At 43.3% G+C, this 15,053-nt stretch carries 14 protein-coding genes; 6 read left to right on the top strand and 8 right to left on the bottom strand.

What is annotated here, in order from left to right:
- Window positions 1-87: 87 nt before the first annotated feature.
- Window positions 88-1,983 (top strand): bifunctional glutathionylspermidine amidase/synthase, encoded by a 1,896-nt coding sequence (gene gss / locus AC30SH_RS00540; protein ID WP_212510098.1) that lies wholly within the window; start codon window positions 88-90, stop codon window positions 1,981-1,983.
- Between the two features lie 84 nt (window positions 1,984-2,067).
- On the opposite strand, the gene AC30SH_RS00535 is transcribed toward gss, so the two are convergent.
- From AC30SH_RS00535 to napF, 7 genes are read right to left on the bottom strand one after another with little or no spacing between them, the layout of a single operon-like run.
- Complete coding sequence (locus AC30SH_RS00535) at window positions 2,068-2,703, bottom strand: NapC/NirT family cytochrome c (protein ID WP_109104113.1); 636 nt, start codon at window positions 2,701-2,703, stop codon at window positions 2,068-2,070.
- Between the two features lie 12 nt (window positions 2,704-2,715).
- Entirely contained in the window at window positions 2,716-3,165 is a 450-nt protein-coding gene (locus AC30SH_RS00530; RefSeq protein WP_109104114.1) for a nitrate reductase cytochrome c-type subunit, read from the bottom strand.
- 37 nt (window positions 3,166-3,202) lie between these two features.
- Window positions 3,203-4,084, bottom strand: a complete 882-nt coding sequence (napH, locus tag AC30SH_RS00525; RefSeq protein WP_048750794.1) for a quinol dehydrogenase ferredoxin subunit NapH — start codon at window positions 4,082-4,084, stop codon at window positions 3,203-3,205.
- Window positions 4,084-4,917 carry a ferredoxin-type protein NapG gene (napG, locus tag AC30SH_RS00520; protein WP_109104115.1) on the bottom strand — a complete coding sequence of 278 codons (834 nt, stop codon included), beginning with the start codon at window positions 4,915-4,917 and terminating at the stop codon, window positions 4,084-4,086. The genes napH and napG overlap by 1 nt, the downstream gene beginning before the upstream one ends.
- A 49-nt stretch (window positions 4,918-4,966) precedes the next feature.
- Window positions 4,967-7,447: a nitrate reductase catalytic subunit NapA gene (napA, locus tag AC30SH_RS00515; protein ID WP_489581953.1), complete on the bottom strand. Its 2,481-nt coding sequence runs from the start codon at window positions 7,445-7,447 to the stop codon at window positions 4,967-4,969.
- Between the two features lie 31 nt (window positions 7,448-7,478).
- Entirely contained in the window at window positions 7,479-7,763 is a 285-nt protein-coding gene (locus AC30SH_RS00510; RefSeq protein ID WP_006719794.1) for a chaperone NapD, read from the bottom strand.
- On the bottom strand, window positions 7,756-8,286 hold the full coding sequence (gene napF / locus AC30SH_RS00505) for a ferredoxin-type protein NapF (RefSeq protein ID WP_109104117.1): 531 nt from the start codon (window positions 8,284-8,286) through the stop codon (window positions 7,756-7,758). The genes AC30SH_RS00510 and napF overlap by 8 nt, the downstream gene beginning before the upstream one ends.
- Before the next feature lie 219 nt (window positions 8,287-8,505).
- Here napF and narQ point away from each other — a divergent pair, with 219 nt between their 5' ends.
- From narQ to rpoH, 5 genes are all read left to right on the top strand, one after another.
- Complete coding sequence (gene narQ / locus AC30SH_RS00500; protein ID WP_212510100.1) at window positions 8,506-10,209, top strand: nitrate/nitrite two-component system sensor histidine kinase NarQ; 1,704 nt, start codon at window positions 8,506-8,508, stop codon at window positions 10,207-10,209.
- Between the two features lie 13 nt (window positions 10,210-10,222).
- A complete protein-coding gene (gene murB / locus AC30SH_RS00495) occupies window positions 10,223-11,248 on the top strand; it encodes a UDP-N-acetylmuramate dehydrogenase (RefSeq protein WP_212510101.1) in 1,026 nt (341 codons plus the stop codon).
- Between the two features lie 13 nt (window positions 11,249-11,261).
- Window positions 11,262-11,570, top strand: a complete 309-nt coding sequence (locus AC30SH_RS00490) for a DUF2322 family protein (protein ID WP_212510102.1) — start codon at window positions 11,262-11,264, stop codon at window positions 11,568-11,570.
- Window positions 11,570-12,523 (top strand): dicarboxylate transporter/tellurite-resistance protein TehA, encoded by a 954-nt coding sequence (tehA, locus tag AC30SH_RS00485; protein WP_212510103.1) that lies wholly within the window; start codon window positions 11,570-11,572, stop codon window positions 12,521-12,523. The genes AC30SH_RS00490 and tehA overlap by 1 nt, the downstream gene beginning before the upstream one ends.
- A gap of 141 nt (window positions 12,524-12,664) precedes the next feature.
- Window positions 12,665-13,513 (top strand): RNA polymerase sigma factor RpoH, encoded by an 849-nt coding sequence (rpoH, locus tag AC30SH_RS00480; protein WP_489581952.1) that lies wholly within the window; start codon window positions 12,665-12,667, stop codon window positions 13,511-13,513.
- 70 nt (window positions 13,514-13,583) lie between these two features.
- Here the strand turns inward: rpoH and AC30SH_RS00475 are convergent, their stop codons facing one another.
- Window positions 13,584-15,044, bottom strand: coding sequence for an aminoacyl-histidine dipeptidase (locus tag AC30SH_RS00475; protein WP_048750785.1), 1,461 nt, complete (start codon window positions 15,042-15,044; stop codon window positions 13,584-13,586).
- Window positions 15,045-15,053 lie beyond the last annotated feature (9 nt).

The following is a 15,053-nucleotide window of genomic DNA, read 5'->3' as shown; positions in this document are numbered from 1 at the left end:
AAGTGCGGTGATTTTTTTGATAAATTCGTTGGGGGGCAAAAGTAAAAGATCTATACTACGGCTTTAATCTACTCTTTCGGAGTTGTTATGCCGGATCGTTCTCCTAATATCGCAACACATGATCCCTTCGGCAGCCTGTTGGGTTATGCACCCGGTGGCGTTGCCATTTACTCTTCAGACTACAACACAGCAGATGCGCAGGAATACCCTGACGATGCGGCCTTTCGTAGCTACCTCGGCGGCGAATACATGGGCTATAAATGGCAATGTGTAGAATTCGCCCGTCGCTATCTTTATCTCAATTACGGCATGGTGTTCACCGATGTTGGCATGGCGTACGAAATTTTTTCTTTGCGTTTTCTACGCCAAGTAGTTAATGACGCGTTGTTACCACTACAAGCCTTTGCCAATGGTGGCAAGCGAGCCCCGGAATGTGGTGCGTTGCTAATCTGGCAGGAAGGTGGCGAGTTCAAACATACCGGCCATGTGGCTATTATCACCGAGGTGCTGACAGATAAAGTACGCATCGCGGAACAAAATGTGATTCACTCCCGCCTACCGAGTGGTCAACAATGGACCCGTGAATTGCCGATGACGATTACAGAGAGCGGCTATCGCTTACATGATACCTTTGATGATACAAAAATCCTTGGTTGGATGATTCAAACGGACAACGAGGAATTCAGCCTGCCACAACCTATGCCGGAACCGAATAAACTCAACATTTATGCGGAACACATTGAGAACCAAGGGCAGTTTTCAGCGAACTGGCTTGATCAAACAAAACCACTAGAGACAGCTTACGTTAAAGCAATGCAAGGGCATATTGTGAATCATGGTGATCAATATCGTTATTTTGTGCTTTCAGAAAGTGCACAGCATGAACTGATTCGCGCCACGAATGAATTACACCTCATGTATTTACACGCCACCGACAAAGTGCTTAAAGACGATAACTTATTGCAATATTTCAACATCCCAAAACTGCTTTGGCCTCGCCTGCGATTATCTTGGCAAAATCGTCGTTATCAAACCATCACTGGGCGGTTAGATTTCTGTCTCGATGAGCGCGGTTTGAAGGTGTATGAATACAATGCCGATTCCGCATCTTGTCATGCTGAAGCAGGCGCAATTTTGCCACAATGGGCAAAACAAGCTGGCATCACAGCAGGGCATGACCCGAGCGAAGGATTACGTAATGCGTTAGCGGACAGTTGGAAACACAGCCGTGCTACACCACTCGTACATATTATGCAGGACTACGATGCCGAAGAAGATTACCACGCCCTATTTATGCGTGATGCACTAATCCAAGCCGGTTTTAACACAAAGATTATTCACGGCACAGAAGGGCTACATTGGGATATTCGTGGGCAGTTATTAGATGATGAAAATCAGAGAGTCCAAAGCGTATGGAAAACCTGGGCGTGGGAAACCGTGTTGGAACAATTACGCGAGGATGCCACGGGTCGCGAGGTTGCCCCACCGATTCGTACCGGTTATCCGGAAGATAAAGTGCGGTTAATTGATGTATTACTTCGCCCGGAAGTATTGGTTTATGAACCCTTGTGGACGGCTATTCCAAGTAACAAAGCTATTTTACCGGTGTTGTGGTCATTGTTTCCTAATCATCGTTATTTGTTGGAGGCGGAGTTTGAGCTCACGCCAGCATTAATTGCCAACGGCTATGCACAAAAACCAATTGCCGGTCGACGCGGTGATAATGTGAAACTTATTGGCGAATGTAAAACCGTATTAGACAGTACAAATGGGCGTTTTGGTAAACAAGAGAACATTTATCAACAGTTATGGTGCTTGCCTAAAGTCGAAGAGCAGTATGTGCAGGTGTGTACTTTCACCGTAGGTGGACATTATGCCGGCAGTTGTTTGCGTTCCGATTCAACCCGAGTCATTGTAGGTAACAGCGATATGCAGCCGTTACGCATCTTAAGTGATAAGACATTTGCACAGAAAGTAAAATAGATTTAGGAGAGATCAAAATAGGCACCTTGAAGGTGCCTATTTTATTTTAAAGTGCGGTGAGAAAACGTAGCGTTTTCAACCGGTTTATTTTTTGTCCTTTGACTCAGCCGGCTCAACCTCAGCACCTTGCAACCAACCCGGAGCAACTTTACTCATATCCGGTAAGTTGTGTGCAATACCTTTATGGCAGTCAATACAGGTTTTACCGTTTTCTTGCGCAAATTTATGCATTTTTTGCGCCACGGTTTTTTGTTGAGAGAAGTCCATGCGATCCATTTTATGGCAGTTACGACATTCTTGAGAATTGTTAGCTTTCATACGCGCCCATTCATTTTCCGCCATGTGCGGACGACGTGCGTTAAATTTCTCAAGCGTATCGGTTAAGCCCATATAATGTGCGTAAACCTCTTTAGCTGCGACCATTTTTCGCCACATTTTTGGACCAAATTCATGAGGGACGTGGCAATCCGGGCAACTAGCGCCTACGCCTGTACGAGTTTGATAGTGCACGCTGTGTAAGTATTCCGGGTATGCGTCATTTGTATGGCAACCGGAACAGAATTGTTCCGTATTAGTTTGTTCTAAACCGTAGTTGAAGCCCACCCAAGATAAAATTCCGCCGATGAAGGATAGAACAATAATGGTTCCTACCGCGATACGGCTAGGCGCCCTAAACCAACGCCAAAGTCGCATTAGAATATTTGGTTTTTTATCTGACATAATCGCCCCTTATTACTTACCGTAACCTTTCATTGGTTTGAATTCGTTTGGCACGATTGGCTCAACATCAGATTGAGAAACGTGACATTGCAAACAGAAATAACGGCGTGGAGATGAACTGGAACCGATATTGCCATCGCGGTCAGCAAAGTGTGTTGGGCTGATACGAGTTGCACCGGTAACACGAGAGGCTTCAACGCTGTGACAGTTCAAGCATTGGTTAACATTTTTGGTGATTTGATAGTTTTTTACGCTATGTGGCACCATTGGTGGTTGGTTAACATAATTTAATGCGGGTAATTCACTTTGTTTCGGTGCATCGTGGAATGCCGGTGCAACACTTTCCGGTGAATTATTGAAAAAGTCTCCGGCACCGCTGTTTGATTGTTCTGCCATGACAGAAGTCGCAAACAATGCCGCGAATACAGCACCGCTAAAAGCAAAGAGGTTTTTTCTAGTCATTTTAATCACTCCCCCGAATGATGGAAATTTTTTATTTTTATTGGTTTAAATTGACGACAGGAATATCGTTATTAAACCTATGGCTAAAGGTGAATACTTTTTCAGCGCAAACATCGATACAACGTCCGCAACTGATACAATCTTGAGAAAGCACAAGCAGGCTTTCGTTATTTTTACCGTGTAATGGAGAACGTAACACTTGTGGTTCCGGACAAACATTATAGCAATCCATGCAATTATCGCATCTTGCTCGGTCAATCACTTTGATCCGAAGCAGACTTTTCGCACCGATAACACCATAGGTTGCGCCGATTGGGCAAAGGTGTCCGCACCATCCGTGTTCGACAATGAATAAATCAAAGAAGAAAACAACTAAGATTAACCACGCTGTTGCACCAAAGCTATAAATTAAAGCTCTTCCTAATGCAGCAACCGGGTTCACCCATTCCCATAGTAACAAACCACTTACCGCACTACCGGCTAAAATCATGACTAAGATAGCATAGCGTAAACTGCGTGGAATTTTTGCCGTTTGACGAATACCCAACTTACGGCGAATCCAAGCCGCACAATCGGTGACGACATTTAACGGACAAACCCAACCACAGAAAACCTTACTACCTAACAACGCATAGGTTATAAAGATAATCAATGCGCCGCTGAGAGTCAGAATACCCGGTAAATGGCCGGAAGCCAGACTTTCTAAGGTAATTAACGGATCACTAAACGGAATAATATCGAAAAGTATACTTCCGCTATAATTGCCTTTTAAAATCCAAACACCCAAATAAGGTCCGCTTAAAAACATCAACAAAATACTTAGCTGACTTACACGTCGCCAAAATAGGAAACGATTAGCATGCCACCAGCCCAGTTTTTCTCTGGCTTCTCGTCCGGCAAATTTTGGTGCATTAGCCATTACTTACCTCCTAATACCGGTGCCAAAACAGGCTCTGGAATTTGTTCAACACCTGTTGCAGGAATAGCACCTGCAGGTGTTGATATTCCCTCCGGTAATCGGGTCGGCATAGAAATCAAATCGTCCGGTGCAAGAGAATGTCCTGCTTTCGATTTTTCTTCCCAACCTAAACGATAATGTTTGCCCAACATACCTTTAGCAAGAGACATCGGTAATACTTTGATTGCCGCCTCATCCAATACGCAAGCTTTCTCACATTTACCACAACCGGTACAAGCATCAGAATGCACGGTCGGAATAAACACAGCATGCTTACCGGTACGTTCGTTACGATGACTTTCTAACGTAATCGCCTTATCGATTAAAGGACAAACACGATAACATACATCACAACGCAAACCTTGCCAGTTAAGGCAGGTTTCGTGGTCTAGCAATACAGAAAGCCCCATGCGGGATTCGTTAATATCCTGTGCATGGCGATCTAACGCACCACTTGGACAAGCGTGAGCGCAAGGAATATCGGGGCACATTTCACAAGGTTTATCTCGTGCAATAAAGTATGGCGTACCGGCTTCCATTGGAGAAAGTAAGGATGCCAAATGCAACATATCATATGGGCAAGCTTGCACACATTGACCACAACGAATACAGGCAGCCGCAAACTTCTCGTCATCCTCAATAGCAAACGGTGGACGTAACGCCACACCTTCACGGGCTAAGCTTTGTTTTTGTTGTAAACCTAATAAAAGGCCGAGCCCAACTAAACCGCCCGCAGTACGGGTTGCTTCTTTGAGGAATTTTCGGCGCTCAGGTGTTACTGTTGGTTTTTTCATTGTCTTAGTGACCGCACGGTAAAGTGCGGTCTTTTTTCTCACCGTTTTTTTAAGCTTTTTCCACTTTTACCGCACATTTCTTGAAGTCGGTTTCTTTGGAAATCGGGTCAGTTGCATCCAATGTTAATTTATTGGCTAACTGTCCTGCGTCAAAGAAAGTGGTATAAACCAAGCCTTCCGGTACTTTATTACGACCACGGGTATCTAAGTAAGAAATCATTTCACCACGACGTGAGGCGATTTTGATCTTGTCACCATGACGTAATCCGCGTTTTTGCGCATCGTTCGGGTGCATCCAAACAACGTTGTTCGGGAAGGAACGATGCAATTCCGGTACACGACGGGTCATTGTGCCTGTGTGCCAGTGTTCTAATACACGGCCGGTACATAACCATAAATCGTATTCAGCATCCGGTGACTCTGCAGGTGGTTCATAAGGCACAGCAAGAATAATCGCTTTTTTATCCGGGTAACCGTAGAACGCCACGCCTTCACCTTCTTTCACATACGGGTCAAAGCCTTCACGGTAACGCCATAAGGTTTCTTTACCGTCCACAACCGGCCAACGCAAACCACGTGCCTTGTGATACATATCGAACGGCGCTAAGTCATGACCATGACCACGACCGAATGATGCGTATTCTTCAAACAAGCCTTTATGTAAATAGAAACCAAAATGATGAGATTCATCGTTTAATTGACCTTCAGCAAGATCATTTAATGGGAATTTATCAACATTACCGTTGCGATATAACACCTCATATAAAGTTTTGCCTTTATATTCCGGATTTTTCTCTAAAATTTCTGCCGGCCACATTTCATCAGTGGTGAAATATTTAGAGAACTCCACTAATTGCCATACGTCAGACTTCGCTTCACCCGGTGCTTTCACTTGTTGACGCCAGAATTGGGTACGACGCTCTGCGTTACCATAAGCGCCTTCTTTTTCTACCCACATGGCGGTTGGAAGCATTAAGTCAGCTGCTAAGCAGGAAACAGTTGGGTATGGGTCGGAAACCACGATAAAGTTATCCGGGTTACGCCAGCCCGGGAAGGTTTCCTCGTTGATATTCGGACCGCCTTGCATATTATTGGTACACATTTGCCACAATACGCGCATTTTGCCGTCTTTTAATGCACGGCTTTGAGCAACGGCATGGAAACCTAACACATCCGTAATAAGTCCAGCAGGCAATTTCCAAATTTTCTCTGCGATTTCACGGTGTTTTGGATTAGTCACCACTAAGTCGGCCGGTAAACGATGGATAAATGTACCCACTTCACGCGCTGTACCACAAGCAGACGGTTGACCGGTTAAGGAGAATGGTCCACAACCCGGAATAGAAATTTTTCCGGTTAATAGATGGATGTTATAGATTAAGTGGTTTGCCCACACACCGCGAGTGTGTTGGTTGAAACCCATGGTCCAATAAGAAACCACTTTACGTTTTGGATCAGCATATAATTTCGCCAGGTTTTCCAACACATCTTTTGGTACGCCGGACATTTCGTGGGCTTTATCTAAGGTGTATTCAGCAACTAGGGCTTTTAATTCCTCAAAGTTACTGTCATACATTTTGCCGCTGTTCGGATTTTTTGCCGCTTTTTGCAATGGGTGATTATCACGCAAGCCGTAACCGATATCGGTTTCACCACGTTTAAATTTAGTGTGCTTATTGACGAAATCCCAGTTAATTGCATCGTTTTGGATTAGATAATTAATAATGTAGTTCAAAATTACCAAGTCGGTCTGCGGTTTGAAAATTAAGCTGTAATCCGCCAATTCAAAACTACGGTGTTCATAGGTTGAAAGTACGGCGACTTTCACATCTGGGTTGGATAAGCGACGGTCGGTAATACGAGACCACAAAATTGGGTGCATTTCCGCCATGTTGGAACCCCAAAGCACAAAGGCTTCAGCATTCTCAATATCATTATAACAACCCATCGGTTCATCCATACCAAAGGTACGCATAAACGCAACCGCTGCGGACGCCATACAGTGGCGCGCATTCGGGTCAATATTGTTAGAACGGAAACCGGCTTTCCAAAGTTTGGCTTTGGCATAACCTTCAAAGATGGTGGTTTGACCGGAACTGAACATTCCCACACCGTTTGGACCTAATTCTTTCACAGCAGCTTTGAATTTGTCTGCCATGGTTTTAAATGCGACATCCCAACTAACTGGTGTGAAATCGCCGTTCTTATCGTATTTGCCGTCTTTCATACGTAGCATCGGCTGAGTTAAGCGGTCTTTACCGTACATGATTTTCGGTAAGAAATAACCTTTAATACAGTTTAAACCACGGTTTACTTCTGCATCCGGGTCACCTTGTGATGCTACAACGCGACCATCTTTAGTTCCTACCAATACGGCACAACCTGTACCACAGAAACGACAAACCGCTTTATCCCATTTAATTTCGGATTCGGCAGCTTCTACATTTTTCACCGGAATCGCTAATCCGGCAGCCGTTGCTGCAGCCATGGCAGCATTGGCTTTCATAAAGTCTCTACGACTTAAATTCATAGTGTTTTCCCCCCACTATATGATTTTTGAGTTATTCAGGCTGTTCATCTTGTTGATGATAAATCAGCGAAACGGTAATAACACCGTCAATATCTTTCACAGATTCCATGTTGTTAAGCAAAATATGCTGATCGTGAGATTGCATAACAGCAACAATCTTACCAATCTTTTCGTCAAAGGTTGGCACTTCTGTGTTTGGAATCGCTAAAAGTGCGGTACGAATCGCGGGTATTTTTTGGGGTTTTCCTTGCACCACCAAACCGACGACGTGCCAGTCTTTCGCTTCTTCCATGGTTAAAACTTCAGTTTCATTCATTGTTGTTAGGATATGTAATTTTTATTGCATTCACCGGACAACTGTTTAAACAGGCGCCACACCCATTACAGTTATCCACGTTTACCATCGGCTGTGCCACACCGCCTATTTGTAAGCGGAATCGAATGGCATTTACCGGACAGTTATCTTGACAGCTACGACACTCGATTTTCTGTTGCGTTAAGCATAAAGAGGTAATTTCTACTTTATGTTCCCAAGGTTTCTCTTCTATTAAACGGAAAATCGGTTGTTTGCAAACATCCACGCATTTATGGCAAAAAGTACATTCACCTTGGCTAAATTGCACTTGCGGAAAACCGCCTTCCCCCTTAATCAAAATATGTGTTTCACACACTTCAATACAGTCGTCACAACGGGTGCAATGCTGAATAAATACTTGGTTATCTTTGCTCCAAGGTGGTCGAATACCATTAAAACCTTGGATTTTTTGTTGTTCTGTCTGTAACGATGACAAGAAAGAACCACGTAAAAAATGGCGCCGTGAAACATCAGGCGTTGTCATTCGTCTTTACCTATTAATCTATTTTTAGATCCTGTATGTTAATTCCTTCATAGCCAATTAACATAACTATAAATAAGTATTTCCCTCGCCTTCTGCCTTCAATTTGTTTTAGATCAAACTCTATTATTGGTTTGCTCTCATTCTCCCTAAAAAACTCTTATAAAAGAGACCGCACTTTTTGTTAAACTAGCGGCACATTTTCCACCAAGGTTTTTTATTGTGAAAATCAAGCATTCTGTTTCTACCCGCATAGCCAACTATCTCATCGTAATTATTATCTTTGTTGGCATTATCAGCGCATTTAGTTTAACACTAATGGAAGGTAATCGTTCCTATGCAGAAGCAATTAACGTGTCTGGTTCATTACGGATGCAGAGTTACCGCTTACTCTATGAAATCGAACATAATCCCCAAATGGTGGAAACAAGCCTACGTCAATATCGCGTCAGTTTGCATTCAAAATCCCTGATAGAAATTAATTATCATCCTTTCGCCTCACAAGAAGTAAAAGATGCCTATCGCAATTTGATTAAACGCTGGGAAGGCATGGAATGTCTTGCACGAGAAGGCAACTTTTCTGAGTATCAACAAAACATTGCTAATTATGTAGCGCAAGTGGATCAGTTCGTGTTCGCCTTACAACATTCAGCGGAAGAAAGATGGATTTGGGCACTCTGCGTCATTATTGTTTCGATGCTACTCATCGTCGCCATGGTGTCTTATGTAAATTGGTATACTCGCAAAGCCGTCGTGACACCATTGGAGCAACTGACTCGCGCCAGTATTCAAGTACAAATGGGGCAATTTAATCATATTCCTTTAGATCTTCAAAAAGAAGATGAATTAGGTCATTTAGCGCGTACTTTCACCAAAATGGCTTCGGATTTAAGCAAGTTATATTCCGGCTTGGAGGCGACGGTAAATGAAAAAACCCAAAAATTACAACAAACTAACCACTCTTTAAGCACGCTGTATCACTGTTCACAACTTGTCACAACCAATAAAATTGACAGTAAAATTTTGCAGTTAGTCTTACAAAACATCATGCTCAGCGAACATTTGCGCTATCTGGAGCTAGATGTATTGGATATGGCACATTGGCACATTTGCTTAGGTGAGAAAAATGACAACTTGGAATTACAACAAACAGAAGTGACCATTGAAGGAGAAACCTTGGCGGTGTTGTATTGGCAAGCAGGGCTTCCTTGCCCGGATTTACGCACCATGCAAAACTTAGCGCAAATGCTAAGCCGCTCCTTGTATTTCCAACGCACACAACGTCAACAAGAACAGCTATTGCTCATGGAGGAACGTTCTATTATTGCGCGTGAATTACATGATTCGTTGGCGCAAGTTTTGGCATTTTTACAAATTCAACTGACTCTACTTAAGCATAACTTAAATAAAGACGAACCAGGTTCTAAACACAAAAGTTTGATGATCATTAAACAGTTTGAGCAAGCCTTAAGTGATGGTTACAGCCAGTTGCGCGAACTATTGGCTACTTTCCGCTTAACCATTCAGGAAGCCAATTTGAAACTCGCATTAGAACAAGTGATTGATTCCTTACGCAATCAAACAGATATTCAAATGAGCGTAGATTGTTCTTTGCCTTCGCAAAGTTTTAATGCACAACAATTAGTCAATGCCTTGCAAATCGTACGCGAGGCGGTACTCAATGCCATTAAACACTCACAAGCAACACTCATTGAAGTCATCGCTCGTACCAGTGAAGATGGCGAACAAGAGCTCATTGTGCGTGATAACGGCATCGGCATTCCAAGTTTAGAAGAACCGGATGGACATTACGGACTTAACATCATGCATGAGCGTAGCGCGCAACTCAACGCCAAGCTCGCCATTACCAATCAAGCAAGTGGCGGCACAGAAGTGAAAGTCACATTGGCGCACGTATCATCTTAATTCAGAGGAAATTATGCAGAATTTACAATCGTTTCATACCTTTGCTATTCCGGCGCATGCCGAAAAAATCATTGAAATTGCCTCTATTCCTCAACTGAAACAGGTATGGGACGAGTGCCAACAAGAAAATCTGCCTGTGTTGTTTTTAGGGCAGGGTAGCAATGTGTTATTTGTCGAGGATTTTGCCGGTGTCGTGCTCATTAACCGCCTACTCGGCATTCAACACAAAGAAGACCAGCATTTCCATTATCTGCACGTTAATGGTGGCGAAGTATGGCATGATTTGGTGCAATGGAGCATCGAACAAGGCATTTACGGCTTGGAAAATCTCGCCTTAATCCCGGGTTGCGCCGGTTCCGCCCCCATCCAAAATATCGGTGCCTATGGCGTCGAATTTAAAGATGTGTGCGACTATGTAGAGGTATTAAACTTAGCCTCCGGCGAGCAATTCCGTTTAACCAATATCGAATGTGAATTTGGTTATCGGGAAAGTGTATTCAAACATAAATATGTAAAAGGTTATGTGGTGACAGCCGTCGGATTAAAACTGGCAAAAGATTGGAAACCGGTATTGAAATACGGCAACTTGGTAAACCTAGATAAAAGTGCGGTCAGTTCCGCCGGCATTTTTTCAGAAATTTGTGCCGTTCGCCAAAGTAAATTACCCGATCCGAAACAATTTGGTAACGCCGGCAGTTTCTTCAAAAATCCTGTTGTTTCAGCCCAACAATTTGAGCGTCTACAACAAGAATACGCGACGATTCCGCATTTCCCACAAGCGGACGGCAGAATAAAATTAGCCGCAGGCTGGCTTATCGACCAATGCAACTTGAAAGGCTACCAAATCGGCGGCGCAGCGGTACATCAACAACAAGCCTTGGTTCTTATAAACAAAGGCAATGCCACCGCATCTGATGTCGTTGAATTGGCGCATCACATTTATCATTTGGTAGCACTTCGCTTCGACATTCAATTACAACCGGAAGTACGTTTTATCGGCAAGTACGGTGAAGTGGATAGCCAACAAACCATCAGTTAATTACAGGAACACCATGACATTTAACGAAATTTTAGCCACATTGCCCACAATTGACCATTTAAATGAAATCAAAATTTTAGAAAACGGCAAACAGGTTCACCAAATTCCGGCTGCACCTGGAAAATTAGGTTCATTACGAGTATATAACGCGCTTGCAGAGGAATTTAACGGAAAATTAGACCGCACTTCTGCACAGAAAGGCTTGCAACTCTTCGCTGAGCATACGGAAGATGCTCGTCAATTTCCGGGTAAACATCCGAATATTGATTTATTACTGCTCGTGATTGAACAAGACTTGTATTATCACATTGAGGCTCACTAATGGAACAGCAAAAACCATTTCCTATTCCTGTCAATTATTTCAGTATTGTTTTAGGCTTATCCGCGTTAGGCTTGGCTTGGCGTTATGGCACGCATACTGTAGGACTGCCTTCGATTGTTAGCGAAACCTTGCTAGGTTTAGCGACTATCATTTGGTTGATATTTATTGTGGCTTATGGAGTGAAATGGTTACATTTCCCTCAACAAGCCAAAGAAGAATTACATCACTTAATTCTGGGCTGTTTTATCAGTTTAATTCCCATCACCACCATTTTAATTGGCTTGGCTGTCTTGCCATATGCCTTCCCATTATCCATAGGATTAATTGCATTAGGGATCATAGGGCAGTTAGGTTTCGCCACTTTCCGAGTTGCTGGGTTATGGCGCGGCATTCACAAAGCAGAAGCCGCAACACCGATTATGTATTTACCAACCGTAGCAACTAATTTTGTCAGCGGCACAGCATTAGGCTATTTGGGGTATAACGAGTTGGGAATGCTCTTTTTTGGTGCCGGTGTGTTTTCATGGCTAAGCCTTGAACCCGCAATTTTGCAGCGCTTACGCAATTTAGAGCCCATTGCACCTGCCGTCCGTCCAGCGATGGGGATTCAACTTGCACCGGCATTTGTGGGTTGTTCAACTTACTTAACGTTAAATGGTGGTGAGGTGGATTTATTGGTGAAGCTATTCGTCGGTTATGGTGTATTGCAACTGTTGTTCTTAATCCGTTTATTGCCTTGGCTATTCCAAAATGGTTTCACGGTTTCATTTTGGGCATTCTCGTTTGGACTAGCATCCATGGCAAACGTGGGATTGCATATTTATCAAGGTACATCAGACCCTATCCTAAGCGTTATTGGCCTATCCCTATTTTGGTTTGCTTCAACGATGATTGGCCTATTGATTTTAGGGACAATTTACCTCATGATGCGCGGTCGTTTTTTAGTAAAATAAAAGAACTTTCAGGCAAAAAATTGGTCATATAAACGATGAAAAGACGAATTCCAATCGCTAAAACCGATTGAAATTCTCATGAATTGTGTTATAACTGGGCTCTCTCAATCAAGCCTGGTGACTTTAATAAGAAGGAAGATGATGGATAAAGAAACTCAAACCATGATGTTAGTTCCCCAAGGAAGCTTAGAAGCCTATATTCGCGCAGCGAATGAATACCCAATGTTAACGGCGGAAGAGGAAAAGGAACTCGCGGAACGTTTGTATTACAACGAAGATATTGAAGCAGCAAAAAAACTCGTGTTATCTCACTTGCGCTTCGTTATCCATGTTGCCCGTGGTTATTCCGGTTATGGCTTGCCGCAAGCGGATTTAATTCAAGAAGGCAATATCGGTTTAATGAAAGCAGTTAAGCGTTTTAACCCGGAAGTAGGCGTTCGCTTAGTGTCTTTCGCCGTGCATTGGATCAAAGCAGAAATTCACGAATACGTTTTGCGTAACTGGCGTATTGTGAAAGTCGCGACGACCAAAGCGCAACGTAAGTTGTTCTTTAATCTACGCAAAACAAAACAACGCTTAGGTTGGTTTAATGAAAACGAAGTGGACATGGTGGCGAATGAGTTAGGCGTTTCTCCTCAAGATGTGGTGGAAATGGAATCTCGCATGACAGGGGCGGATGTTGCCTTTGATTTACCAACAGACGATCATGATGAAGAAACCTATGCACCGGCGTTATACTTGGAAGACAAAGGCTCCAATTTTGCTGCCGAGTTAGAAAACGAAAACTATGAAGCGCAAGCCACAGATCAACTTGCAGTAGTATTAAATAATCTTGATGCACGTAGCCAAGACATCATCAAAGCCCGTTGGTTAGATGAAACCAAAGCGACCTTGCAAGACCTGGCCGAAAAATACAACATCTCTGCGGAACGTGTTCGTCAGCTAGAGACTAACGCACTGAAAAAACTAAAAAGTGCGGTCAGTTTTTAATGCATTTTTGAAGCGTATAAAAAGAGAAAACCCGCTCCATCGAGAGCGGGTTTTTCTTTTTCCAATGAAGTTATTTCGCCGGAATTTCTGCTAATAATTTCGTGATCAAAGACCAATAAATTTGTACTGCCGGAATATGAACTTTCTCATCTGGTGAGTGTGCATTTTTGATTGTTGGCCCGATGGAAACCATATCCATATTTGGATAGATTTTCTTCAATAAACCACATTCCAGACCAGCGTGAATCACTTTGATTGTTGGCTCATAGCCCAAGACGTCCGCATAGATTTTATGAGTTAAATCAACAATTGGTGAATGTGCCTGTGGCTCCCAGCCCGGATAAGAACCGGAGAATTCAGCGCAAGCGCCACTTAATGAAGCAAGCGATGTCAACATCTCAGCAACATATTCTTTGCCGCTATCAATGAGCGAGCGTACTAGAATCGTGGCTTTAATTTGATTCTCTTCTGTTTTTAATACGCCAACACTGAGGGATGTTTCCACGGTGTTTTCTAACACGTCACTATTACGAATCACACCATTAGGTAGCACGTTCAAGAAATGAATCACACGTTGTGTGCTAGCCGCAGTAAAGGTTCTCTCAGATTTATCAGCAGGCTGCAAATCAAAAGTAAGATTCGGTTCAATTAGTGCCAGCTCAGCTTTTAATAAAACAGCAAAATTTTCCACCGCACTTTTTAGTTGAGCCACATCACCGTTGAAGTTCAACGTTGCAAACGCTTCACGCGGAATAGCATTACGAATAGAACCCCCGCGAATATCACTTAAAAGGAAATCAAAGTGCGGTTGATTTTGGGTGAGTTTTGCTAAGAAACGCGCAAGCACTTTAATCGCATTGGCACGTCCAGTATGGATATCGCAACCGGAATGTCCGCCACGCAAACCTTTAAGAATAATTTGATAACTGTGAGAGAAAGCGTTGTCTTGATATTCCACCGGCAATGTCACATTCGCATTTTCACCACCGGCGCAACCCACATAAATTTCTGCGTTTTCTTCTGTGTCGGTGTTAATCATAATGTCGCTTTGTAGCCAGTTTGGACGCAATCCGATAGCCCCTTCCATGCCACGTTCTTCTGTCATGGTGAGTAACACTTCTAAATCAGGATGGGCGATATCATCACTGTCTAAAATGGCTAACGTCGATGCCATCCCAATACCGTTGTCTGCCCCCAAGGTCGTGTCTGTAGCACGAACCCATTCACCATCAATATAAGGACGGATAGGATCAGTGGCAAAATTATGTGAGCTACCTTCATTCGCTTGCGGCACCATATCCAAATGCGCCTGTAAAGCAACTTTTTGACGATTTTCCATGCCTTTTGTTGCCGGTTTACGGATTAATACATTGCCTACATCATCCCGTTCCGCGTAAAAACCTTTCCCTTTTGCCCAGTTGATGATGAATTCCGCAAGTTCATTTTCTTGGTAGGATGGATGTGGGATTGCACAAATTTGATCAAACCATTTCCATAATAAATTCGGACTTAATTGTTGTATTTCTGACATAGTTCCTCC

The organism is Aggregatibacter sp. HK296, assembly GCF_980469475.1.
The sequence above is the reverse complement of the archived record's forward strand: the minus strand, read 5'-3'. Positions and strand labels throughout refer to the sequence as shown.

Excerpts from the sequence above, each read along its gene's own strand:
- AC30SH_RS00535 (WP_109104113.1), bottom strand. The coding sequence starts at position 2,703 with ATGTCAGATAAAAAACCAAATATTCTAATGCGACTTTGGCGTTGGTTT.
- AC30SH_RS00530 (WP_109104114.1), bottom strand. The coding sequence starts at position 3,165 with ATGACTAGAAAAAACCTCTTTGCTTTTAGCGGTGCTGTATTCGCGGCA.
- napH (WP_048750794.1), bottom strand. The coding sequence starts at position 4,084 with ATGGCTAATGCACCAAAATTTGCCGGACGAGAAGCCAGAGAAAAACTG.
- rpoH (WP_489581952.1), top strand. The coding sequence starts at position 12,665 with ATGGATAAAGAAACTCAAACCATGATGTTAGTTCCCCAAGGAAGCTTA.
- tehA (WP_212510103.1), top strand. The coding sequence starts at position 11,570 with ATGGAACAGCAAAAACCATTTCCTATTCCTGTCAATTATTTCAGTATT.
- gss (WP_212510098.1), top strand. The coding sequence starts at position 88 with ATGCCGGATCGTTCTCCTAATATCGCAACACATGATCCCTTCGGCAGC.
- murB (WP_212510101.1), top strand. The coding sequence starts at position 10,223 with ATGCAGAATTTACAATCGTTTCATACCTTTGCTATTCCGGCGCATGCC.
- napA (WP_489581953.1), bottom strand. The coding sequence starts at position 7,447 with ATGAATTTAAGTCGTAGAGACTTTATGAAAGCCAATGCTGCCATGGCT.
- AC30SH_RS00475 (WP_048750785.1), bottom strand. The coding sequence starts at position 15,044 with ATGTCAGAAATACAACAATTAAGTCCGAATTTATTATGGAAATGGTTT.
- AC30SH_RS00490 (WP_212510102.1), top strand. The coding sequence starts at position 11,262 with ATGACATTTAACGAAATTTTAGCCACATTGCCCACAATTGACCATTTA.
- napF (WP_109104117.1), bottom strand. The coding sequence starts at position 8,286 with ATGACAACGCCTGATGTTTCACGGCGCCATTTTTTACGTGGTTCTTTC.
- AC30SH_RS00510 (WP_006719794.1), bottom strand. The coding sequence starts at position 7,763 with ATGAATGAAACTGAAGTTTTAACCATGGAAGAAGCGAAAGACTGGCAC.
- napG (WP_109104115.1), bottom strand. The coding sequence starts at position 4,917 with ATGAAAAAACCAACAGTAACACCTGAGCGCCGAAAATTCCTCAAAGAA.